This is a genomic window from Rhodobacteraceae bacterium M382 (genome assembly GCA_025141015.1).
GTDB classification, from domain to species: Bacteria; Pseudomonadota; Alphaproteobacteria; order Rhodobacterales; family Rhodobacteraceae; genus Aliisedimentitalea; species Aliisedimentitalea scapharcae.
Genome location: CP081098.1, coordinates 1,437,165 through 1,459,988, shown reverse-complemented (window position 1 = coordinate 1,459,988; position 22,824 = coordinate 1,437,165). Strand labels below are relative to the sequence as shown.

Annotated in this window: 18 protein-coding genes, 1 tRNA gene and 1 riboswitch; of the genes, 15 read left to right on the top strand and 4 right to left on the bottom strand. The window is 58.8% G+C overall.

All coding sequences use genetic code 11. From position 1 onward, the window contains the following. The first annotated feature begins 98 nt into the window (after positions 1–98). The 6 genes from K3727_06665 (at position 99) to K3727_06640 (ending at position 8,176) form a co-directional block, all read left to right on the top strand. Positions 99–2,051, top strand: coding sequence for a CocE/NonD family hydrolase (locus tag K3727_06665; protein UWQ93297.1), 1,953 nt, complete (start codon positions 99–101; stop codon positions 2,049–2,051). Between the two features lie 117 nt (positions 2,052–2,168). Beyond that, complete coding sequence (locus K3727_06660; protein UWQ92463.1) at positions 2,169–3,752, top strand: ABC transporter substrate-binding protein; 1,584 nt, start codon at positions 2,169–2,171, stop codon at positions 3,750–3,752. Between the two features lie 15 nt (positions 3,753–3,767). Further along, positions 3,768–4,724, top strand: a complete 957-nt coding sequence (locus tag K3727_06655) for an ABC transporter permease (protein UWQ92462.1) — start codon at positions 3,768–3,770, stop codon at positions 4,722–4,724. After that, positions 4,724–5,539, top strand: coding sequence for an ABC transporter permease (locus K3727_06650; protein ID UWQ93296.1), 816 nt, complete (start codon positions 4,724–4,726; stop codon positions 5,537–5,539). The genes K3727_06655 and K3727_06650 overlap by 1 nt, the downstream gene beginning before the upstream one ends. Beyond that, positions 5,539–7,179 carry an ABC transporter ATP-binding protein gene (locus tag K3727_06645; GenBank protein ID UWQ92461.1) on the top strand — a complete coding sequence of 547 codons (1,641 nt, stop codon included), beginning with the start codon at positions 5,539–5,541 and terminating at the stop codon, positions 7,177–7,179. Before K3727_06650 ends, K3727_06645 begins: the two co-directional genes overlap by 1 nt. Before the next feature lie 160 nt (positions 7,180–7,339). After that, positions 7,340–8,176: an alkaline phosphatase family protein gene (locus tag K3727_06640; protein UWQ92460.1), complete on the top strand. Its 837-nt coding sequence runs from the start codon at positions 7,340–7,342 to the stop codon at positions 8,174–8,176. A gap of 109 nt (positions 8,177–8,285) precedes the next feature. On the opposite strand, the gene K3727_06635 is transcribed toward K3727_06640, so the two are convergent. Next, positions 8,286–9,212 (bottom strand): alpha/beta hydrolase, encoded by a 927-nt coding sequence (locus tag K3727_06635; GenBank protein UWQ92459.1) that lies wholly within the window; start codon positions 9,210–9,212, stop codon positions 8,286–8,288. A gap of 260 nt (positions 9,213–9,472) precedes the next feature. Here K3727_06635 and K3727_06630 point away from each other — a divergent pair, with 260 nt between their 5' ends. Continuing rightward, complete coding sequence (locus K3727_06630) at positions 9,473–9,706, top strand: hypothetical protein (GenBank protein UWQ93489.1); 234 nt, start codon at positions 9,473–9,475, stop codon at positions 9,704–9,706. Between the two features lie 2 nt (positions 9,707–9,708). Next, positions 9,709–10,059, top strand: a complete 351-nt coding sequence (locus K3727_06625; GenBank protein ID UWQ92458.1) for an EF-hand domain-containing protein — start codon at positions 9,709–9,711, stop codon at positions 10,057–10,059. A gap of 595 nt (positions 10,060–10,654) precedes the next feature. Here K3727_06625 and K3727_06620 read toward each other — a convergent pair. The 3 genes from K3727_06620 to K3727_06610 all read right to left on the bottom strand — a co-directional run bounded on the left by K3727_06620 (position 10,655) and on the right by K3727_06610 (position 15,576). Further along, entirely contained in the window at positions 10,655–12,547 is a 1,893-nt protein-coding gene (locus tag K3727_06620) for an acyl-CoA synthetase (GenBank protein UWQ92457.1), read from the bottom strand. Between the two features lie 281 nt (positions 12,548–12,828). Then, positions 12,829–14,628 carry an ATP-binding cassette domain-containing protein gene (locus K3727_06615; protein UWQ92456.1) on the bottom strand — a complete coding sequence of 600 codons (1,800 nt, stop codon included), beginning with the start codon at positions 14,626–14,628 and terminating at the stop codon, positions 12,829–12,831. 858 nt (positions 14,629–15,486) lie between these two features. Next, positions 15,487–15,576, bottom strand: a tRNA-Ser gene (locus tag K3727_06610). A gap of 467 nt (positions 15,577–16,043) precedes the next feature. Here K3727_06610 and K3727_06605 point away from each other — a divergent pair. The 7 genes from K3727_06605 (at position 16,044) to K3727_06575 (ending at position 22,643) form a co-directional block, all read left to right on the top strand. Then, entirely contained in the window at positions 16,044–16,979 is a 936-nt protein-coding gene (locus tag K3727_06605) for an SPOR domain-containing protein (GenBank protein UWQ92455.1), read from the top strand. 16 nt (positions 16,980–16,995) lie between these two features. Continuing rightward, positions 16,996–18,177, top strand: a complete 1,182-nt coding sequence (locus tag K3727_06600) for a D-alanyl-D-alanine carboxypeptidase (GenBank protein ID UWQ92454.1) — start codon at positions 16,996–16,998, stop codon at positions 18,175–18,177. A 14-nt stretch (positions 18,178–18,191) separates the two neighbouring features. Then, on the top strand, positions 18,192–18,821 hold the full coding sequence (gene tmk, locus K3727_06595) for a dTMP kinase (GenBank protein UWQ93295.1): 630 nt from the start codon (positions 18,192–18,194) through the stop codon (positions 18,819–18,821). Next, a complete protein-coding gene (locus K3727_06590; protein UWQ92453.1) occupies positions 18,818–19,936 on the top strand; it encodes a DNA polymerase III subunit delta' in 1,119 nt (372 codons plus the stop codon). Before tmk ends, K3727_06590 begins: the two co-directional genes overlap by 4 nt. A gap of 1 nt (position 19,937) precedes the next feature. Beyond that, complete coding sequence (locus tag K3727_06585) at positions 19,938–20,762, top strand: TatD family hydrolase (GenBank protein ID UWQ92452.1); 825 nt, start codon at positions 19,938–19,940, stop codon at positions 20,760–20,762. Beyond that, the gene (locus K3727_06580; protein UWQ92451.1) at positions 20,759–21,559 is read left to right on the top strand and encodes an MBL fold metallo-hydrolase; all 801 of its coding nucleotides are present in this window, start codon (positions 20,759–20,761) and stop codon (positions 21,557–21,559) included. Before K3727_06585 ends, K3727_06580 begins: the two co-directional genes overlap by 4 nt. A gap of 151 nt (positions 21,560–21,710) precedes the next feature. Then, positions 21,711–22,643, top strand: a complete 933-nt coding sequence (locus K3727_06575; protein ID UWQ93294.1) for an AEC family transporter — start codon at positions 21,711–21,713, stop codon at positions 22,641–22,643. A 41-nt stretch (positions 22,644–22,684) separates the two neighbouring features. Beyond that, positions 22,685–22,805, top strand: a riboswitch (TPP riboswitch). Positions 22,806–22,824: the final 19 nt, after the last annotated feature.

Sequence of the window (22,824 nt, the reverse complement as noted above, 5' to 3'; positions counted from 1 at the left end):
GACCTCACGGCGGCTTGACATATGTGGGGTGCCAGACCGACAGTCGCGCCATGATACCAAACACTCCCCCCCTCCGCGACATCGAAGAACTGCCCGATATGGCGATCACCCTCAGCGACGGTTGCCGGCTGTCGGCCCGGGTCTGGCGACCGGTGGATGCCGCAACCGATCCGGTCCCGGCAATTCTGGAATACCTGCCCTATCGCAAACGCGACGGAACCACGGCGCGTGATGCGTTGACCCATCCTTATCTGGCGGAACATGGGTATGCCTGCATCCGCGTCGATATGCGTGGCAATGGCGACAGCCACGGCGTGATGGAAGATGAGTATACCCAGCAGGAACTGGACGATGCCGTCGAAGTCATCAACTGGCTGGCCGAACAACCCTGGTGCAGTGGCACGGTGGGCATGATGGGGATCAGTTGGGGCGGGTTCAACGCGTTGCAGGTCGCCGCCCTGCAACCCGATCCGCTCAAGGCCATTATCACTCTCTGCTCCACCACGGATCGCTATGCCGATGACATTCACTACAAAGGCGGCTGTCTGCTGAACGAAAACCTGGGTTGGGGGGCGACCATGTGGTCCTATTCGTCCCGCGCGCCCGACCCGTCCCTGCGCACCGACGATTGGCGTGAACTCTGGCTGGACCGGCTCGACAATGAACCGTTTCTGCCCGCAACCTGGCTGAAACATCAACGCCGCGACGCCTATTGGCAACATGGGTCAGTTTGCGAAGACTATAGCGCGATCAAGGCCGCCACCCTGGCCATCGGGGGGTGGGGCGACGCCTACAAGAACACAGTTCCTGCGTTGGTCGAAAACCTGACTGCCCCGGTCAAGGGGATCATTGGTCCCTGGGTTCACAAATACCCGCATTTTGCAGTGCCGGAACCCCGCATCGGTTTCTTGCAGGAGGCGTTGCGTTGGTGGGACCACTGGCTGAAGGGCGTGGACACCGGTGTCGACCAAGACCCGGATTACCGCGCCTATGTGATGGACGGCGTGCGCCCGGCAACCTGGTATCTGGATCGACCAGGCCGCTGGATCACCGAGACCGATGGCGCGACTTCGCATCTACCGGCGCAGGTCCTGCATCTGAGCAAGGACGGATTGGCCCAGCAGGCAGGCCCGATCACCACCAAGGTCAAGTCTCCGCATCACTGCGGCCTGCAATCCGGTGAATACTGCGCCATCTGGCTGGGCCCGGAACTGCCGGGCGACCAGCGCCCGGATGACGCATTTTCGGCCTGTTTCGACGGTGCACCATTGAAGGCGCCGCTGGATATCGTGGGGGCTCCGCGCATCAAACTGACGCTGAGCGCAGACCGACCTCAGGCGCAAATCGCAGTTCGGTTGAACCATGTGCACCCGGATGGGGCTTCGACCCGGATCACCTATGGCGTGCTCAACCTCAGCCATCGAGACAGCCATGCCAATCCTGAACCGATGGAGCCGGAAACCCGATATGAGGTGACGCTGGATCTGGATCATATCGCCTATCAGGTTCCCGCCGGGCACCAGCTGCGCCTGGCGGTGTCTTCGGCCTATTGGCCTCTGATCTGGCCGTCGCCGGAAACAGCAGAACTCACCCTGTTTCAGGGCCAACTGACGCTGCCGACCCGTGCCACTGGTGCCGCCGACGAATGGAAATTCGCAGATCCCGTGGCCGCACCGGAATGGCAAGTCAAAACCCTGCGCGAAGCCGCCAATACACGCCGGATCGAGACCGATTTGGCCACTGGAGAAATCTCTCTGATCATCGAAGATGACTTTGGCAAGGTCGAAGACAGCGATCATGGGCTGATCAATGGGTCCATCGCCCGAGAAGCCTGGACGATTCACCCCGACGATCCACTATCAGCCCGTGGCAAATGCCATTGGACAGATGAATTAGAGCGCGGCGAAACAAAATTTCGCACCGAAATGAGCTGTGAAATGTTGTCGGATTTGACACATTTTCACCTCCGAGCCCGCCTTGAAGCTTATGAAAACGACGCACTTGTGCGGGAACGCGACTTTACCGAGAGCGTCCCACGCGACCAAATGTGATTGGCGCGACTCGGGAAGGTCGCTTTTAACACTTGCCCGGTCGCAAGAAATGCGCAAATCTTGACTCGCCAATCAAGAAAAATGCGCCGAGCGCAGATAATCAACTGGGAGACATCAATGAACAATCAAATGGAATTCATGGCCGGTCGTGTGACGGCAGGCAAAATGACCCGCCGCGAATTCATGGGCAAAGCCGCCGCACTGGGCGTCAGCGCCGCGATGGCCAGCACCCTGTTTGCCGATGCGGCACGCGCATCGAGCCCCAAACAAGGCGGTGATCTGAAAATCGGGTCGGTCGGTGGTGAATCCACAAACTCGCTGGACCCGGCAACCTATGCCAGCCAGGTTCCCTATCACAACGGGCGCCAGTTTGGTGACACTCTGGTCGAAGTGGCCCCCGACGGCACAATCGAACCGCGCCTGGCCACCAGCGTCGAAGCCTCAGCGGACGCCAAAACCTGGCACTTCAAGCTGCGTCAGGGCGTGGAATTCCACAACGGCAAGACCATGACATCCGAAGATGTCCTGAAGACCATGGAACGTCATTCGAACGAAGATTCCAAATCAGGTGCCCTGGGCATCATGAAAGGGATCGAATCGATGAAAGCCGATGGCGACACCTTCTCGGTCACGCTGAAAACACCCAATGCCGACCTTCCTTATCTGATGGCGGATTATCACCTGATCGTTCAGCCCGATGGTGGCATGGACAACCCCGGTGCGGGCATCGGCACCGGCCCCTACGCCACGGAAGTCAACGAACCCGGCGTACGTCACATGTACAAGAAGTTCGCCAACTACTGGGGTGATGACGCACATTTCGACTCTGTCGAGATCCTGGCAATCAATGACGCAACTGCACGAACCGCAGCTCTGCAATCCGGTCAGGTTCACCTGATCAACCGGATCGAACCCAAAGTGGCCGGCCTGATGGCACGTGCGCCGGGTCTGTCGGTTGAATCGACTCCGGGCCGCGGTCACTATGTGTTCATCATGCACGTCGACACCGCGCCGTTTGACCACAATGAACTGCGACTGGCACTGAAGCACGCAATCAACCGCGACGAAATGGTGGAAAAGATCCTGCGTGGCTATGGCTCTGTCGGGAACGACATGCCAATCAACGCGGCCTATCCGCTGTTTGATGAAAACATCCCGCAGCGTCAGTTCGATCTGGCCAAAGCAGCTGAGCATTACAAAGCGTCCGGTCATGATGGGTCTCCGATCATCCTGCGCACAGCCGATGGTGCCTTCCCCGGTGCCGTGGATGCGGCCCAGTTGTTCCAGCAGACCGCCAACCAGGCTGGGATCCCGCTGGAGATCAAGCGTGAGCCCAACGATGGCTACTGGTCCGAAGTCTGGAATGCTCAGCCGTTCTGCGCCTCGTATTGGGGTGGCCGTCCGGTTCAGGATCAGATGTACGCGACCGCGTATCTGTCGACTGCCGACTGGAACGACACCCGGTTCAAGGTCAAGGACTTCGACGACCTGCTGTTCTCGGCACGTGCCGAATTGGACAATGCCAAGCGCAAGGAAACCTATTCCAAGATGGGTATGATGCTGCGCGACAACGGCGGCCTGATCTGTCCCATGTTCAATGACTTTGTTGACGGTGTCAGCGCCAAGCTGTCCGGCTGGGAAGTCGATCCGAACGGTGAACTGATGAACGGTCAGGTCACACGCAAAATGTGGTTCGCCTGATAGGGACCCCGCATAATGCATCCTGTCATTAAACTGGTTTCCCAGCGCATAGCGCTGGGACTCCTGCTTCTTGTTGGCGCTTCGGCCTTGATTTTCGGCCTGACCGAAGCCCTGCCCGGAGACGCCGCGCAAGCCGTCCTGGGCCAATCCGCAACTGCTGAATCTCTTGCAAACCTACGTGAAGAAATGGGCCTCAACCGCCCGGCCCTGACCCGCTATGTCGATTGGCTGGCCGGCATCGTCCAGGGCGACCTGGGTATCTCCATGACGAACAAACTCGACATTGCCGAAAGCGTCGGGAAACGTCTGGGTAACACGCTATTCCTTGCCTTCTGGTCTGCTGTCTTTTCTGTTCCGTTGGCAATCTTTCTGGGCCTGCTGGCGGTGCGCTACCGCAACCGTTGGCCCGACAAGCTGATTTCGGCCGTGACCCTGCTGACGGTGTCCGTTCCCGAATTCCTGATCGGATATGTGCTTGTCTACTTTGTGTCTGTGAAACTCGGCTGGTTTTCATCACTGGCCATGGTGAATGACACCATGTCGCTGGGTGAAAAACTGTATGCCATTGCCTTGCCTGCTCTGGTTCTGACTCTGGTCGTCCTGGCGCAGATGATGCGGATGACTCGGGCCGCGATCCTGAACCTCATGCAATCTGCATACATCGAAACGGCCGAACTCAAGGGGCTGTCCAACTTTATGGTCATTTACCGCCATGCATTCCCCAACGCGATCTCTCCGATCGTCAATGTGGTCATGCTGAACCTGGCCTATCTGGTTGTGGGTGTTGTGGTGGTCGAAGTTGTGTTCGTCTATCCCGGCATGGGACAGTTCCTGGTGGATGCCGTGACCAAACGCGATGTACCGGTGGTTCTGGCCTGTGGCGTCATATTTGCTGCGGTCTTTATCGGACTGAACATGATGGCTGACATCATTTCGATCCTTGCCAACCCAAGACTGAGGCATCCCAAATGATGAAAAATCTCCCTCTCTCGGCGATGATCGGGCTGTTCTTTACCGGCTTGTATTTCTTTGTGGCCATCTTTGCGCCCCTCATCGCCCCCTATGGCATGGCCGAAGTTGTCGGCGATGTCTGGGAACCCGCCAGTGCCGAGCACCTGCTGGGCACGGACAACATCGGTCGTGATCTGCTGACCCGCATGATCTATGGTGGCCGAACCACCATCTTTATTGCCGCCTGCGCGACGATCCTCAGCTTTGCTACAGGGGCTTCGTTGGGCCTGCTGGCAGCGGTTCTGGGCGGATGGGCCGACCAGCTTCTCAGCCGGACTGTTGACCTGTTCATGTCGATCCCCTCGCTGATCCTGGCGCTGGTTGTTCTGGCCATTGTGCCGGTGACAGTCCCCGTCCTGATCATCGTCATGGGTCTGCTGGACTCCACCCGTCCCTTCCGCCTGTCGCGATCGGTCGCCGTGGATATCAATGTGATGGACTATGTCGAAGCCGCCAAGCTGCGCGGAGAAGGTTATCGCTGGATCGTGTTCCGCGAAATCCTGCCCAATGCGTTGTCACCACTGGTGGCCGAATTCGGACTGCGGTTCATCTTTATGGTTCTGTTCATCTCGACACTGTCGTTCCTGGGCCTGGGCGTGCAACCGCCGCTGGCTGACTGGGGCGGCATCGTGAAGGAAAACAAGGACGGCATCGTCTATGGTATTGGCGCCGCCCTGTGGCCCGCCGTTGCCATTGCCACGCTGGCCATTTCGGTCAACCTGGTGGCTGACTGGGTGTTGAACCGCACCACAAGCCTCAAAGGGGGACGCGGCTGATGAGCGATGATAAACTTCTCAAGGTCCGTAACCTCAAGATCGGTGCCACCGTCTATCCTCCGGGTGAAAACCCGAAAAAGATCGAGATCGTTCATGGCGTGTCTTTTGATCTGGAAAAGGGCAAGGTGCTGGGGTTGATCGGGGAATCCGGGGCCGGCAAATCCACCATCGGCCTGGCCGCAATGGGCTATGGTCGCGGTGGGGTTGAGCTCACTGGGGGTGAAGTCTGGGTCAATGGCCGCGACATCCTGCGCGGTGGCATCAAGGGTCTGCGCCAATTGCGTGGATCCGAGGTGACCTATGTGTCCCAGTCTGCGGCCGCATCGTTCAATCCTGCAAAAAAGATCATGGAGCAGGTGACCGAGGCCGCAATTCACCACAAAAAATTCACCAGGTCCGAAGCTGAAGACCGCGCCCGGTCGCTGTTTGCCAAACTGGGTCTGCCAGACCCGGACAATATTGGCGAACGCTATCCGCACCAGGTGTCAGGTGGTCAGCTGCAGCGGTGCATGACTGCATTGGCGCTGTGTCCGGAACCGGATCTGGTGGTGTTTGATGAACCCACCACGGCGCTGGATGTCACCACACAGATCGACGTTCTCAAGGCGATCAAGGAAGCCATCGCGGACACCGGGGTTGCTGCGCTCTATATCACCCATGATCTGGCGGTTGTGGCACAGGTGAGCGACGATATCATGGTGCTGCGGTTGGGCGACACCGTGGAATATGGCGATGTGAATCAGATCATCAATGCCCCGCAGGAAGAGTACACGCAGGCTTTGGTGTCGGTACGTTCGATCGACCATGAAGAAAAGGCACCAACACCGGATCCGGTGCTGAGCGTGCGCAACATCACAGCGCGCTACAAAGGCACCAATTTCGACGTTCTGCACAATGTGAATGTTGATCTCTATCCGGGTCAAACCCTCGCCGTCGTGGGCGAATCCGGTTCGGGAAAATCAACGCTCGCGCGGGTTATCACCGGACTTTTGCCCCCACGTGACGGGGACATCGAATTCGCCGGGCGCACTCTGTCTCCTGCTCTGTCGGGGCGCAGCCGCGAGGACCTGCGTGAACTGCAAATGATCTATCAGATGGCCGATGTGGCGATGAACCCGCGACAGACCGTGGGCACCATCATCGGACGGCCGCTGGAATTCTATTTCGGCATGCGCGGTGCCGAGAAAAAGAAACGGATCGTTGAACTGCTGGACGAGATCGAATTGGGCGAAGGCTTTATGGACCGCTTCCCGGCGGAACTGTCCGGAGGCCAGAAACAGCGCGTCTGTATCGCCCGTTCGCTGGCGGCAAAGCCCAAGATGATCATCTGTGACGAGGTGACATCGGCGCTTGACCCACTGGTGGCGGACGGCATTCTGAAATTGCTGTTGGACCTGCAAAAGATCGAAGACGTCGCCTATTTGTTCATCACCCACGATCTGGCCACAGTGCGGGCCATTTCGGATAACATCGCGGTGATGTACCAGGGCAAGGTCCAGCGCTATGGCGGTAAAACCGAGGTGCTGACACCACCATTTGACGATTACACCGACCTTCTGCTCAGCTCGGTTCCCGAGATGAAACTGGGTTGGCTCGAAGAGGTCATCGCCCACCGCAAAATGGAAAGCGCAGGCAACTGACGCCAAGTGTAACAGCGGTATGAAGAATTGAAATCCCGACGTTTTCTCTCTTGGAAGACGTCGGGATTTTACCATCATGGACGCGAACAGACGGGCCTGGTCCTCTCGGCATTCTAGGCTCGACCAAATTTCCAACGGCGCAGCACAAAAGGAGCGCACAATGGACAAGAAACTTCTCCTGATTATCCTGGACGGCGTGCCCTATCGCAATTTCCGCCGCCTGTTTGGCAATCTCGAAGGCTGGGTGGACAGCGGCGATGCACGGGTATGGAAACTGCGTGCGGTACTGCCGTCCATTTCAGCCAGCTGCTATGCCTCGATCCACACCGGCGTCGCCCCTGCCGAACATGGCTGCACCGGAAATGGAAATGTGTTCAAGCTGAGCCACAAGGACGTATTCTCCCAGGTCCGCGAAGCGGGCGGCACCACCGGTGCCGTGACTCACAGCTTCTGGTCCCAATTCTTCAACCGGCATCCCTTTGACTATGTCCGGGATATCGAATTTGACGAACCCGATAACCTCACCATCAACCATGGCCGGTTCCACACCATGACCGGCTATGGCAAGGACAACCAGATGACCCCGTCGGACGTGGATCTGTTTGGCACTCTGACCAACCTGTGTCTGCGTTTCGGGCTCGATTATGGCATCCTGCACACCTGCACATTGGACAGCATGGGACACCGCTATTTCCATGACTGCCAGGAGATGGATCACGCCTGTTTTGTTATGGATGAAATGTTGGCCCCTTTCATCACGCGCTGGCGCCAACTGGGGTATGAGGTCATCGTGACCGCCGACCACGGCCAGGACGAACGCGGCCACCACGGCGGACGCGGTGCGTTGCAACAGGACACGGCACTCTATTACTTCGGCGATGCCCAGGGCCCGGCAGAAGATTACGTAATCGACCAGCGCCAGCTTGCTCCAACCATCCTTGATCGCATGGGGGCCCCTATTGCCGAGACAATGAAAGGCACGCCTTTTCTGACATAACCTACCGCGCGCCGTTGGCAAACTGCGGCGCGCCCCTGCTTCTTTCTGGTAGAAATACCTCCGCCGGAGGCCTCGGTCTTTTCCAAGGGAAAAGGCCGATCAAAACGGATCAGTCATCATAGGGCCAGATCTCCTGACCCAACGCCTCGATCGCGATTGAAATCCGTTCGAAACTGTCACGGGCACGGGCCACGCTGTGCCGCGCGCGCAGATACCCGTGTACCAGACCAACCTCGTTGATCCAGGCCACCTGTCCGTCTGCTGCGGAAATACGGTCACGATACGCCCGCCCATCATCGCGCAACGGGTCGCAGTCAGCCGTAAAGATCACCGTAGGTGGCAGGCCAGAGAAATCGCTGTCTTGCAGTGGTTCGGACGTCGGATCATCGACGGGAACCGGTCCTTTGTGGCGCACTTGCATGTAATAGACCATGTCATCACGCGACAGCAGCGGTGCATTGGCATGTTTCAGATAGGACCCCTGGGCCATGTCCCCACCCAGGGCCGGATAGATCAACACCTGCCCCAAAATCTGCCCCAGCCGCCCGCGTGCGTGATGGGCGACACTGGCCGCCAGCGTCCCTCCGGCGCTGTCCCCCACCAAGACCATCGGATCACCCCAGATGCGCCCCGCCCATTGCGTCGCGCACCAACAGTCGTCAAAGGCCGCGGGGTGGGCCCATTCGGGGGAGAGCCGATAGTCAACTGCGACGACACGATATCCGGTTTGTGCACATAGTTCCGCGCAGACATCATCATGCGTATCCAGATTGCCAACGACGAACCCGCCCCCATGCAGGAACAGGATCGTGCGTGTCGGATTCCCAGCCCAGTAAACCCGCACGGGAACTCCGTCGGCATTGCGATCTTCGGTCTCGACGCCATCCGGATGCGGTTGGCGAAAGGTCTGGCACAGCGCAGTGTAGACTGCGCGCTGATCCGCAACGCTGGTTTCAACTGCGTCTTCGGGATAGGCCGCATTGGTGCGCCGGATATAGGCCCAGGTCTCTTCGTCGATCAATTCGTTGTAGTCCATGCCACAGCCCTTTTGTGTTCCGAACCGGTCGGTGCCCCCTGTTCCTTCGCCACAGACTAATGTGCAAATGATCTTCTGTGAAACAGTTTTCAGCCTGAAACGGCTCCGGAATGCACGATGCAATTCTGAACGCTGCGTGCGTGGGAATCCCCCCCTCCGTCACGTTTTGGTTGCGGCATGGCTTTGGGTTGCTACCTTGGTTTCATGGCTGTCACACAGGACATGCCACTCCAAGAAATTTTTGGACAAGGGAGAGCAAATTGGATTTTTACCTCAAAACCATAACTTTAGTCGGATTGATGGCCACTTCGGCCGCTTGCACCGTCAGCACTCCGGCGCAACATGAAGTGGCCTGCGTCGGTGGAACCCTGGCAGGGGCCGCAATCGGTGGTGCCATTGGTAACAGGTTCGGTGGCGGCACAGGGCAGACAATTGCCACGGCCGCAGGGGTATTTACCGGCGGAGCAACAACCGCACGAAGCATGGGGTGCTGAAGATGAAAATCATCTCTTTGATCCTGCAGTCAACAGTCATCGTTACATCTCTTTCATCGCTGACATCAGCCCAAACAATGCCCGGAGAGGCCCTGCAACTACTTGATGGCGACGGTGATGGCCTGGTGACCCTTGAAGAGTATTCAAATCGCATGGATACGCTGTTTACCGGAATGGACACCACGCAAAATGGTCGGCTCGAATACAGCGAAATCGATAGCTTTGTGAGTCAGGACATTTTTGACACGGCCGACACGAACAACAATGGCAGCCTGTCCAAGGGGGAATTCGACATCCAGGTACTTAAAGATTTCCAAGGTGCCGATCAGAACAGTGACGGCGCTCTGGACTGACCCGTCACAGCATGACGGATTGGCGGGGTCATACCGGCTCCCTTGCATCATTTTGGTGCCGCTAGGCCCTAACAATCGTCATCGCAAGATGCGCAAGAAGACCAATGCAACCCCAGGGTCGCGCCTGAGGGGGCGGCTCTTTGGTGGCTAGAGCTTCGCCCGGGAAAGATCCCTCAGGCAGCTGCCCCCAGAAGCCGAACAAAGGGGCGTTATTCGATGGGTGGTAATTTGTCAGCGGCTCAGACGAGCAAGGCCCCAATCAAAGCAAGTCCCCAAATTTCTGGTTGCCGCAATCAAGGGTCCGATATTGTGAAATCCCGATCGTACCCAGATAGCAAAAGAATGGGCGCACTCTGATGCCATATTGGACGAATGCACTGATAATGTCGCATGTCCCGGTGTTTCCCATCGGGCGCACGTATCCGTCAGCAAACTGACGCAGCCCGAATTAGGGCCTTTTATCGGGCAAACGGGCAGCACTGCGATCCGGTTTCGTCCCAATGGTGATGCCCCCAAAAACGGCACAGACCCGCCCCCCCAAGGGCCGAGCCTGATCTGTTTTTGGACTGGATCGGCGGGCCCAGTCGAACACCTGTCAGCCCTTGGCAAATTCCCATGGACGGACAAAGCCGCCCAGCACCTTGCCAATCGCGGTCTCATCGGCACCATTGGCTTCCAACTGCGCTACCAGGCCGCGTTTCTTGTCGTCCGTCACCGACACAACGCGGGCAGCGACGTCTGCCTTGTCCAGCGCCGCGTTATAGACCCTGGTGATTGCGTGTTTGCGCAGGTCGGGTTTGAACACCTTGCCCACCGCCGTCTTGGGCAATTCATCCAGAATGGTCATATGCTTGGGAATGGCGGCACGTTCGTGAACATGAACGCGACAGTATTCCATCAACTCCTCTTCGGTGACAGACGCCCCGTCAACCAGTTCGACAAAGGCACAGGGCAATTCGCCAGCATGCGCATCCGGTTGTCCGATTGCCCCGGCAAAGGCCACGGCCTCATGCCCCAACAGGGCTTCTTCAATTTCGGCGGGGTCGATGTTGTGACCGCCCCGAATGATGAGATCCTTGGCCCGCCCAGTGATCCACAGGTAGCCATCTCCGTCTATCCGCCCCAGATCGCCGGTCCGCAGATGGGTTCCCTGATAATACAGGTCAACGTTCTTTTCGACTTCGGTATAGGTATTGCCGGCGAACACACCGGGGTTCGAGATACAGATTTCACCGATCTCGTCGACACCACATTCGATCAACCCGTCGGGGGTCCCTTTGGTGATCCGGACATCGGTATAGGGAAACGGAATACCGATTGACCCGACTTTCTTTTCGCCATCCGTGGGATTGCACGACACCAGACAGGTCGCTTCGGTCAGCCCATAACCTTCGACAATTGTGACGCCAGTGGCTTCTTCGAACCGGCGAAACAATTCCAAAGGCAAAGGAGCCGACCCCGAAAACGCGGTTTTGACCGTCGAAACATCCGCATCAATCGGGCGCTGCATTTTGGCCGATATGGCTGTTGGAACCGTAATGATAAACGAGATTTTCCAGCGTTCTATCAGCTTCCAGAAGTTGTCAAAAACACCATCGCCTCGGTATCCCTGTGGAGTTGGAAACACCACATGCGCCCCCGATGCGATCGCCGCCATCAGGATCACATGGCAAGCAAAGACATGAAACAGCGGCAGCGGGCACATGATGTTGTCGTCTTCGGTGAACAGCAGACGATGCCCCAACCAGCCATTATAGATCAGGCCGGAATACTTGTGCTGTGCAACCTTGGGCATGCCGGTTGTGCCGCCGGTATGAAAATAGCAGGCAACCCGGTCGCCATCGCTATCGGCAAAATTCAATGTGCGCGGTTGGGTGCGCATCTCTTTGACAAAGCTCTTGTAATCGGCGTGGGCGATCTGGGCCTTGTTCTCCAGCTTGGGCCGGATCAGCGGCACTATCCAGGACTTGGGCGGCGTCAGGTAACGGTTCAGATCGACTTCCAGCACGGTGTTGACACCGGGTGCGTGGCGCACGGCTTCGGCCACCTTTTGGGCCACGTCAGTTTTTGGAAACGGCCTCAGCGTGACCACCACCTTGGCCTTTGTCTCGCGCAGGATCGACGCGATCTGTTCGGGCTCCAACAATGGATTGATCGGATTGACGATCCCTGCAATGGCCCCTCCCAACAGCGCCAATGTGGTTTCGTTGCAATTGGGCAGCACATAGGCCACCACGTCTTTTTCACCCACGCCCAGAGATCGAAACAGATTGGCCGCCTGGCACGTCTGGGCCAACAGCTCGGACCAGCTGAGGGTCTCTGCCTTGTCCTTCGGACCGGAGAAGATCTGATAGCTGACTGCATCGTGATTGGGGAACTTGCCCGCCGTATCGCTGAGCATCTGGTACAAGGTCGCCGGTAGCGGTCGATCTTCCCAGCTCATTTCCGTTTCGATGGCCGTGCGATCTTCCATCCCGGCAAAACTCATGGTGTTCCCTCCCCTGCGGTCCCGTTCGGACCAGTCTTTTCAGACACCAAAATGGGAGGAAATGCGCGCCGGTGCAAGCGGCGTCCAAACGTAAGCCCCAGTCCGCACGGGTTCTGACGTTGCGCCATTTGGGAATTTCACTGGGCCTGCGGGTCTGACGTGGCAGGGCGCGCGATCCGCGCCCTGCCACGCCCAACGGTTTGATGGGCAATTTATTGCCCTGAAAACGGGCGGGAGCCCCCCGTCGAGGCGGGAGGTCCCCGTCGAGAAGAGCACAAAGCTCACTCCGCAGCGACACCATCGGTGAATTGCAACCGGGCCAACCGTGCGTATAGGCCCCCATCTGCCACCAGTTGGTCATGGCTTCCTGTGGCGACGATCCGGCCCTGATCCATCACAACGATCCGATCCGCCTTTTTCACGGTTGCCAGCCGGTGCGCCACGATCACCGTGGTCCGTCCCTGGCTCAGCTCATCCACAGCGGCCTGCACCAGACGTTCGCTTTCAGCGTCCAGCGCCGATGTTGCTTCGTCCAGCAACAACACCGGAGCATCCCGCAGAATAGCGCGGGCAATGGCGATGCGCTGTTTTTGCCCCCCCGACAACATCACGCCACGTTCGCCCAGGAAACTGTCATAGCCTTCGGGCAGTGCGGTGATGAATTCATGCGCGGCGGCGGCATGGGCGGCGGCTTCGATTTCGGTGTCGGTCGCGTCCGGGCGGCCAAAGCGGATGTTTTCGCGGGCCGAGGCGGCAAAAATCACCGGATCCTGAGGCACCATGGCAAGGAACTTGCGAAATTCGTCGCGCTGCAGATCGCTCAGGACCTGACCGTCCAGCAGAATCTGACCGGCATTGGGATCATAAAACCGCTGGATCATCTGGATCACAGTGGTCTTGCCCGCCCCCGAAGGACCAACAAAGGCAACCGTTTCACCGGGTTCGATTTTCAGCGTAACGTTCTCCAAAGCCGAAGTGTCAGGGCGTGCCGGATACCGAAAGGACACATCGTCAAATAGGATTTCACCCCGAACCGGAGTAGACAGCTGCCCCGGCGTTTCAGGGTCCCGCACATTGTCACGCGCATTCAACAATTCGATCAACCGCTCTGTCGCCCCGGCCGCGCGCTGCAACTCACTCCAGATTTCGCTCAGTGCAGCAACAGACCCGGCCACCAGCACCGAATAGATCACGAACTGGATCAATGTACCTTCGGTCATGATCCCCGCGCGCACATCAATGGCCCCCATCCACAGCACACCTACAATTCCGGTGAACACCAGAAAGATCACGATGACGGTCAGATAGGCCCGGGTCAGGATCCGCTTTTGCGACACATCGAACGATGTTTCGGTCAGTTCGGCAAACTTGGACCGCATGGACCGTTCCTGGGTAAAGGCCTGAACCGTCTGAACCGCTCCCAGCGACTCGCCCGCATTGCCCGACGACGCAGCGATCCAATCCTGGTTCTCGCGGCTGATCTTGCGCAGACGCCGCCCCAGAAACAGGATCGGCACAATCACGGCCGGCACGATCAACAAGACCAACCCGGTCAGCTTGGCCGAGGTCAACAGCATCAACACCATGCCGCCCGCAAACAACAGCAGATTGCGCAGCGCAATCGAAACAGACGACCCCAGAACCGACTGGATCAGCGTCGTGTCCGTGGTGATCCGGCTCAGAACCTCTCCGGTCATGATCTTTTCGAAGAATTCGGGGCTCATCCCGATGACGCGGTCAAAGACGGCCATGCGGATGTCGGCCACAACCCGTTCTCCCAGGCGTGTGACCAAGGCATAGCGCAAACCCGTGCCCACAGCCAGAAGCCCCGCAATGGCAAGCGCCGCCAGAAAATACTGATCCAGAATTTCGGTTTCCGCGACACGGAAATTATCAACCACGCGACGCACGGCCAATGGCAGGGTCAACGACAAGGTCGCCGTCAGGGTCAAGGCACAGACCGCAGCAAACATCAGGAACCGATAGGGGCGCATAAACGGCCACAAGGCCGCCAGTACGCCGACCTGTCGGGATGTTTCGCGTTCTTCCGTCGCGTTCGGAGCCGGTTGCGATCGCGCCATGTCTGGTCCTTCAATCCTTATTTGGACTAGCCTGCACAGGGTTTTGTCCTTCGGCCAGCTTCATGGCCGCCCAACCCGTCACAGTCAAGCGGCCAGATGCCACGGCCTGCAGCAGTGGGTGGTTCTGAACACGTTTCCAAACTCTTTCTCCCGAGATTTCCCCCAGGTGGGCTTGTGGTCCCGGACGGTTCGGGGCTCCACGCCCCTGGTTCCGGTCCCGCGTCCAATGCCCCCAAAAGGTTCAGAGCCGATCATAGTCCAACCCTCCTACGGCGAGTATCCATAGACTCTTGGAAGACGAGCGAACCGCCAGCCATCGGACCCCGAATTGCACCCCGCCGTTTCGCTTAGACATTCAAGGCGCTGCCTGTCCAACTTTTTCGCAGCCAGGTGTATTCCTGACAGCACCAGCCCAATCCTTGTCGACCTTCTGCTGCCCAGGAAGGAACCGACGCCGTGCATTATCAACAGACCGCGCCCTGGCCATCGGCCAAAGGGCATCAGACCTTGCAAAAATGGAATGGGGCCATATCGAAGACGACGGAATCCGGGTCACACAAGGCAAGATAAATACCCACCCTTGGATCCGCTTCCATAGACAAGCTGCGCAAAGCCCTGCCAAATCCCAAACCCAATGGCCTGAAATTCATCTGATTTGATCAGCAATTGCCGGGCACAACAGCCTGTCGATGGATCAACACTATTCGAAAGGTGCCTGTCAAAATCGACGAACCCAGGCGGCCCAATCTCTACGGGACCAGATCAAGAACAGAATGTGATCGTGAGAAACTTTTTGGGGAACTGTCTTTTGGCACTTCGGGAGGGGCAATCAAAAACCCGTATAAGTCATTGATTTTGTGGCGGGGAGACAGGGATTCGAACCCTGGGAACGCTCTCACGTTCAACGGTTTTCAAGACCGCCGCATTCGACCACTCTGCCACCTCCCCGGTGCGCTGCGGGTTTAGGACGGGACGCCGGTACAGGCAAGTAAAAAAATGACAGGCCATTGGAAATAGTTTTGAACAGCGAGGCACAAGTCGGGTGCTCCGATGTGCGCCGCATCTTTGGTTCCCTTTGGCGAACCTGCGCCCGGTTGGCTAGGTGGATAGCAGCGCGCGGGGTACCTAGCCCAGTCTGATCAGGCCCCGGGCAATCCCATCGTTGGATTAGGCTGCAATCGGGCCTCGGCATACGTGCTGCGACTGCGCCACAGGACAACCGGGCCCTGCGTGCGGAATGCCCCCCATTCGCGCCAAGGGGAATTCTTGCCGAGTGCTGCGGGACAGTCTTTCCATGTGCCCCCCCTCGCGCTATGGTGCAATCGACGCGTGTTTGTGCACCAGCGTCACGCAGAGAGGCCGGTCAACCGGCGCGGGCAGGCAACCGGGACATCCCGACAGGCAGGGGACAGGCGATGGTTCACATTTCAAACGGAACACGACGCGGCATACGCGTGGTGGCGATAGGATTGGCTTTGGGTGTTTTGACCGCCTGCGAAAGCGGTCCGGACCTGTCTTTTTTGAAACCTGCGGACGGCGAAACAGCCGCCAGCACGGAGCCGCAAACCAGCACCAAGCTGGTTGAACGCGATGTCGAAGCCCCCGAAGTCTTTCAGGTTACCGAAGCCGGTCTATGGGACGGACGTCCTTCATTGGGTGGGGTATGGGTGGCACACCCTGACGCCAAGGACCCGGAACGGGTGATCATCCGCAACAATGCAAACGGCAAGTTCGTGATTGGTGCCCTATTCCGGCGCGAACGCGAAATTCCCGGCCCTCGGGTCCAGGCGTCATCAGATGCTGCGGCCGCTTTGGGAATGCTGGCCGGCGCACCTGTCGAGTTGAACGTGACGGCCTTGCGCCGTGAAACAGTGGATGAAGAGCCACCTGTCAGCGAAGCCGCGCCCTTGCTCAGCGACCTCGACGAAGACAGCGACACACCCGCCGTCTCTGCCGGTACGATCCAGTCCGATACCGAAAACCAGATCACCGAACAGGCATTGGACCCGATTGCAGGTGCCGCCGCCGCTATCGAAGCTTCCTCGTTGATCTCGCCCGCGCCACAATCTGCGCCAGCTGCCACAGCCGCGCCGAAACCTGCTGCGACGCCGTCCAAGCTCGACAAACCTTATATCCAGATCGGGATCTTCAGCGTTGAAACAAACGCCAACCGCACCGCAAAAATCATGCGCGATGCGGGCATGACCCCCACGGTTTATGAACAATCCTCCAACGGCAAGAAATTCTGGCGTGTTCTGGTGGGCCCCGCCCAAACCAAATCTGAACGCTCCAGCCTGTTGAAAAGAATTCAAAAGACCGGTTTCTCTGATGCCTATGCCGTGACCAACTGACGGGACCTGACCCCAAGTGACCTATACGTTTCGCACCACTCTTTGCTCACTGGCCCTGGCAGGGTTTCTGGCTGGTTTCGGCCCCCTGCCTGCTGACGCCTTTGACACCAAGGCCCGCGCCGCTTTTGTTCTGGATCAGAGCACGGATACCGTTCTACTGAACAAGAACGCGCAGGAGCCTCTGCCCCCCGCGTCGATGTCCAAACTGATGACGCTGTATGTCGCCTTTGAGGCAATCCGGGACGGACGCCTGACCCTGGATGAACGCCTGCCCGTATCGAGCCACGCAATGAGCTATAAGGGTTCGACCATGTTCCTCAACACCCAGGATCGGGTCCGGGTAGAGGATCTGTTACGAGGGATCATCGTGCTGTCAGGCAACGATGCCTGCGCGGTCATCGCCGAGGCGCTGAGCCCGGATGGCACCGAGGCCGGGTTTGCCCGTTACATGACACAGCGTGCGCAACAGCTGGGCATGATGAATTCGACCTTTGCCAATTCCAACGGCTGGCCCGCAGTCGGGCACCGCATGTCAGTCGAAGATTTGGCCATTCTGGCCGAGCGGCTGATCGAGGATTTCCCTGAGTATTACACGCTGTTTGCGGAAACCGAGTTCAAGTTTGACGGGCGCGCGCCCTCCAACATCCGCAATCGCAATCCGCTTTTGCGGCTGGGCATCGGCGCGGACGGGCTCAAGACCGGCCACACCGAAGAGGCAGGCTATGGTTTGGTCGGATCTGCCAAACAGGGCGACCGCCGGGTGATTTTCGTGATCTCGGGTCTGGGCAGCAATTCCGCCCGGGCAGAGGAGGCGGAAGCCATCGTTAATTGGTCGTTTCGCCAATTTGCCCCCAAGACCGTCGCCAAAGAAGGCCAGGCCGTCGCGCAAGCCGAAGTCTGGATGGGTCGAGATTCAACGGTAGCGCTGGTACCTGCCAAAGACCTGACGGTGCTGATGCCGGCGTTGTCGGGCAAACAGGTTGAAGCCGAAGTAGTCTATACCGGCCCGGTGAACGCGCCCATTACAGCGGGCCAGCAGCTTGCTGAACTGGTCGTAAAGCCTGCGGCCCTGCCCGAAATCCGATTGCCATTGGTTGCAGCACAGGATGTTCCTGCGGGTGGTTTCTTTGTCCGGGTCAAAACCGCCGCCGAGCTTTTGGTGTCGCGCTTTCTCCAAGGTCCAGAGGGAACATTGTGAGCCCGCGTCCCGGGCTGTTCCTGACCTTTGAGGGCATTGACGGGTCAGGAAAATCCACTCAGGCGCGCCTGCTGGCCGACGCTTTGCGTGCGCAAGGACAGGATGTCATTCTCACGCGTGAACCCGGCGGATCTCCGGGTGCCGAAGAGATCCGTCGTCTGGTGCTCGAAGGCGATCCTGACCGTTGGTCGGCTGAAACCGAGATTCTGCTGTTCACAGCGGCGCGGCGCGACCATCTGGAACGCACAATCGAACCTGCGTTGGCGGCCGGCAAGGTGGTAATCTGCGATCGGTTTGCAGATAGCACCCGCATGTACCAGGGCCTGTCGCGCGGCAACCTGCGTCGCGTGGTGGATCAGTTGCATGTTCTGATGATCGGACGGGAACCTGATCTGACCCTTTTGATCGACATGGAGCCCTCGACCGGGCTGAACCGCGCCAAAGGGCGTCAGGGCACCGAAGAACGGTTCGAAGATTTTGGCGTCGAACTACAGCACAAGATGCGCGCGGGCTTTCTGTCATTGGCCCAGGAATTTGCCGACCGTTTTCGGGTGATTGACGGGGATCGCGGTATCCAGGACGTTTCGGCCGACGTCACCGCAGCGGTCGCGGACGCTTTGATCCACAATGGTCATGGCGCATGAACGACGATCACCCCGCCCCGGATCAGGCACCCGGCGCACCGCATCCGCGCGAAACCGCGCGCCTGTTTGGCCAGGAGCCCGCCGAAACTGCTTTTCTGGATGCCTATAACGCAGGGCGCCTGCACCACGGGTGGATGCTGACCGGGCCACAGGGCGTGGGCAAGGCGACCCTGGCCTGGCGAATAGCCAAATTCCTGCTGGCCACACCACCGGTCGAAGAGGACGGGCTCTTTGGGGCACCGCCGCCTCCGGCATCGCTTGAGATTCCAGACGATCATCCAGTGGTGCATCGCATTTTGGCGGGGGCCGAACCCGGGCTGGCTGCGATTACCCGCAGTCCCAACGACAAGGGCAAACTGCGTGACCAGATCGTTGTCGACGACGTGCGCAAACTGAATCGCTTCTTTGGTCTCTCGGCCACCGACGGTGGGCACAGGGTCGTGATTGTGGACGCCGCCGACGACATGAATACCAGCGCCGCCAATGCGCTGCTCAAGATGCTCGAAGAGCCACCCGCCCGCACCACAATCCTGTTGATATCGCACCAACCTTCGCGTTTGTTGCCGACCATACGATCACGCTGTCGCACATTGCGTCTGGCACCTCTTTCACCGCCGGACATGCAGACAGCCCTGACCCAGGCCGGAGCCGTATTGCCCGACAATCCCGATGCGCTCGCGGCCCTTGCCGCCGGCTCAGTGGGGGCGGCGCTGCGCGTGCTCAATCTGGGCGGGCTACAGATCTACGCCGAACTGATTGCCATTCTTGGCAGCCTGCCCCAGCTCGACCGCCGTCGTGCCATGTCCTTGGCCGAGGCCGCCGCCCAGCGCAATGCCGGTGAAAAGTTCGAACTGCTGTTGACCCTGATCGACATTGCCCTGGCCCGGCTGGCCCGCACCGGGGCCGCCGGTCACCCACCGATGCCGCAGGCGGCACCCGGAGAGGCAGACACTCTGATGCGGCTGGCTCCGAATGCCCATCAGGCCCGCGCCTGGGCCGAGCTTTCGGCACAGGTGACGGCACGGATGCGTCACGGTCAGTCCGTGAACCTTGACCCCGCCGCTCTTGTCCTAGATACGGTTTTCAAGATGCAGGAAACCGCGAGCCGGGCGTGAGATGACCGAACCAACAGCACCAGAGATGACACCAGAAATCACGGACAGCCATTGCCACCTCGATTTCCCTGACTTCGAAGGGCTGTTGCCCGAGATCGTCACCCGCGCAGCAACCGCAGGTGTGACCCGCATGGTGACAATCTGCACGCGATTGAAAAACGAACCAACCGTGCGAGCCATCGCCGAATCCCATGGTCCGGTTTTCTATGCCGCTGGCACCCACCCGATGAGCGCCGCCGAAGAGCCGATGGCCACGGTCGATCAACTGGTCGCCTTGGCCCAACACCCGAAATTCGTCGGTATTGGCGAAACCGGGTTGGATTATCACTATACCGCCGAAACCAAGGATATTCAGAAGGAAAGCCTGCGCATTCATATCGAGGCCGCCCGCCAGACCGGCCTGCCGCTGATCATTCATTCACGCGATGCCGACGACGATATGGCCCGCATTCTGTCTGACGAGATGGCCAAAGGTCCTTATTCCTGCGTCATGCATTGCTTTTCCTCTACGCCCGAACTGGCCCGCGTGGCGCTGGATCTCGGGTTCTACCTCTCTATGTCCGGTATCGCCGCCTTCCCCAAGAGCCAGCAGGTGCGCGACATTTTTGCCGCCGCCCCGGTGGATCGCATTCTGGTAGAAACCGATGCTCCATATCTCGCTCCTCCCCCATTCCGGGGCAAGCGCAACGAGCCGGCCTATACGGCCCATACCGCCCGCAAGGGAGCCGAAGTATTCGGCATGAATTATCCCGAATTTGCAGCCCGGACACAGGCCAATTTTGATCGCCTGTTCACCAAGGCTGCCCGACACAAGGCCGCCGCATGACGCCAGAGCTGCGCTTTACCATCCTCGGTTGTGGATCCTCTGGCGGGGTTCCACGTCTGGGTGGCCATTGGGGCGATTGCGACCCCGACAATCCGCGCAATGTGCGTCGTCGCTGTTCGATGCTGGTCGAACGCGACGGACCTGGGGGCACGACGTCTGTTCTGATCGACACGACCCCGGACATGCGGTCGCAACTTCTGGATTCGGGTACCGGACGCCTGGACGGCGTGATCTATACCCATGCCCACGCAGACCATGTCCACGGCATCGATGACCTGCGCATGATCGTTTTCAACATGCGCGCCCGTGTGCCAGTCTGGGCCGACGGTGATACGACAAATGCCCTCCTGAACCGATTTGGCTATGCCTTTGTTCAACCCGAAGGCTCGCCCTATCCGCCCATTCTGGAACTAAAGTCGATCTCTGGTCCCTTTGAAATCGACGGGCCTGGTGGGCCGATCCCCTTTCAGCCCTTTACCGTCAATCACGGAGCCATCGACAGTCTGGGGTTTCGGATCATGGACCTCGCCTATCTGCCGGATGTTGCCGAAATGCATGACGCCTCCTGGGCCCAACTCGAAAACCTGGATTGCTGGATTCTGGATGCGCTGCGTCGCAGCCCACATCCGACACATGTGCATTTGGACAAGGCCCTGGAGTGGATCAAACAGGTTCAGCCGCGCCGGGCCGTGTTGACCAACATGCATATCGACCTGGACTATGCCACGGTCGAGGCTGAAACCCCGGATCACATCACCCCTGCCTATGATGGCATGGTGATCCGTTACCCGCTCTGAGCGCTGCAATCCGCGCCCGCCCACATAACCGGTTTGGGGATTTGTCTCCCCGCTCCGCTTTCATCTCGCCAGAAAACTCCCGCCGGAGGCATCCTGAATGCGCCGCGTTCTCCTCGGCTGGGATTGGGGCGCCTCCACTGGACACGCGGCCATGTTCCAGAGCTTGATCGACGTCATCCTGCCCGTTTTTCTGGTGATTGGCGCAGGCTATGCCACCACCCAAGCGGGGTATTTCAAGGCGCAGCACATCGACGGGATCATGCGGTTCACCCAGGGGTTTGCCATTCCCTGTCTGCTGTTTCGCGCCATCGCCGATCTGGATCTCTCGGCCAGCTTTGACCCGGCATTGCTGGTCAGCTTCTATTCTGCGGCCTTCCTGTGTTTCCTGGCTGGGGTCTGTGGGGCGCGGCTGATTTTCAAACGTGACTGGGAGGACGCCATAGCCATAGGGTTCTGCTGCCTGTTTTCCAACTCGGTGCTGCTGGGCCTGCCGATCACCGAACGCGCCTATGGGGCGGAAAACCTGACCGGGAATTATGCCATCGTCGCCTTTCATTCGCCGTTCTGTTACGGCGTCGGCATTACCGCGATGGAGATCGTGCGCAACCGGGGCAGCGGGAGCCTGAAAACTGTCACCTCGGTGTTGAATGCGATGTTCAGGAACGTGCTGATTCTGGGAATCGCGCTGGGGTTCATCGTGAATCTGACTGGTTTCATAATACCAGAAGCCGTAGATAGTGCCCTGTCTCTGGTCATACGGGCGGCCCTGCCCGGAGCGCTTTTTGCGCTGGGAGGGGTGCTGGTCCAATACCGGCCCGAAGGTGATTTGAAGGCGATCTTCTATGTCTGCACCATATCTCTTCTGCTCCACCCCACCCTGGTCTGGATGTTTGGAAAAACCGTGTCTCTTCAACAGGATCTATACAGGTCTGGCGTTTTGACGGCGGCCATGGCCCCCGGATTCAACGGCTATATTTTTGCCAATATGTACAACCGTGCCAAACGGGTTGCGGCCTCCTCGGTGCTGATCGCAACAGGACTCAGCCTCTTTACCGTCTGGGGCTGGCTAATCGTGTTGGGCTGAAATTTCCCGGTTGACGCGAACCGCCCCCACCCCCTACCAATTGGCCCACGCAGGGGGGTCCCGCCTAGGGGACTGAGAGGCTGACAGGGCATATGCCCGGTGATGCGACCCTTTGAACCTGACCCAGTTGATACTGGCGTAGGAAGCTAGGTTTGCATCGCTGTGGGGGCCGTACTCTCCC

What these genes read in the sequence shown, in the direction of transcription:
- K3727_06665 (UWQ93297.1), top strand. Translation starts at nt 99, where the DNA reads ATGGCGATCACCCTCAGCGACGGTTGCCGGCTGTCGGCCCGGGTCTGG.
- K3727_06660 (UWQ92463.1), top strand. Translation starts at nt 2,169, where the DNA reads ATGAACAATCAAATGGAATTCATGGCCGGTCGTGTGACGGCAGGCAAA.
- K3727_06655 (UWQ92462.1), top strand. Translation starts at nt 3,768, where the DNA reads ATGCATCCTGTCATTAAACTGGTTTCCCAGCGCATAGCGCTGGGACTC.
- K3727_06650 (UWQ93296.1), top strand. Translation starts at nt 4,724, where the DNA reads ATGAAAAATCTCCCTCTCTCGGCGATGATCGGGCTGTTCTTTACCGGC.
- K3727_06645 (UWQ92461.1), top strand. Translation starts at nt 5,539, where the DNA reads ATGAGCGATGATAAACTTCTCAAGGTCCGTAACCTCAAGATCGGTGCC.
- K3727_06640 (UWQ92460.1), top strand. Translation starts at nt 7,340, where the DNA reads ATGGACAAGAAACTTCTCCTGATTATCCTGGACGGCGTGCCCTATCGC.
- K3727_06635 (UWQ92459.1), bottom strand. Translation starts at nt 9,212, where the DNA reads ATGGACTACAACGAATTGATCGACGAAGAGACCTGGGCCTATATCCGG.
- K3727_06625 (UWQ92458.1), top strand. Translation starts at nt 9,709, where the DNA reads ATGAAAATCATCTCTTTGATCCTGCAGTCAACAGTCATCGTTACATCT.
- K3727_06620 (UWQ92457.1), bottom strand. Translation starts at nt 12,547, where the DNA reads ATGAGTTTTGCCGGGATGGAAGATCGCACGGCCATCGAAACGGAAATG.
- K3727_06615 (UWQ92456.1), bottom strand. Translation starts at nt 14,628, where the DNA reads ATGGCGCGATCGCAACCGGCTCCGAACGCGACGGAAGAACGCGAAACA.
- K3727_06605 (UWQ92455.1), top strand. Translation starts at nt 16,044, where the DNA reads ATGGTTCACATTTCAAACGGAACACGACGCGGCATACGCGTGGTGGCG.
- K3727_06590 (UWQ92453.1), top strand. Translation starts at nt 18,818, where the DNA reads ATGAACGACGATCACCCCGCCCCGGATCAGGCACCCGGCGCACCGCAT.
- K3727_06585 (UWQ92452.1), top strand. Translation starts at nt 19,938, where the DNA reads ATGACCGAACCAACAGCACCAGAGATGACACCAGAAATCACGGACAGC.
- K3727_06580 (UWQ92451.1), top strand. Translation starts at nt 20,759, where the DNA reads ATGACGCCAGAGCTGCGCTTTACCATCCTCGGTTGTGGATCCTCTGGC.
- K3727_06575 (UWQ93294.1), top strand. Translation starts at nt 21,711, where the DNA reads ATGTTCCAGAGCTTGATCGACGTCATCCTGCCCGTTTTTCTGGTGATT.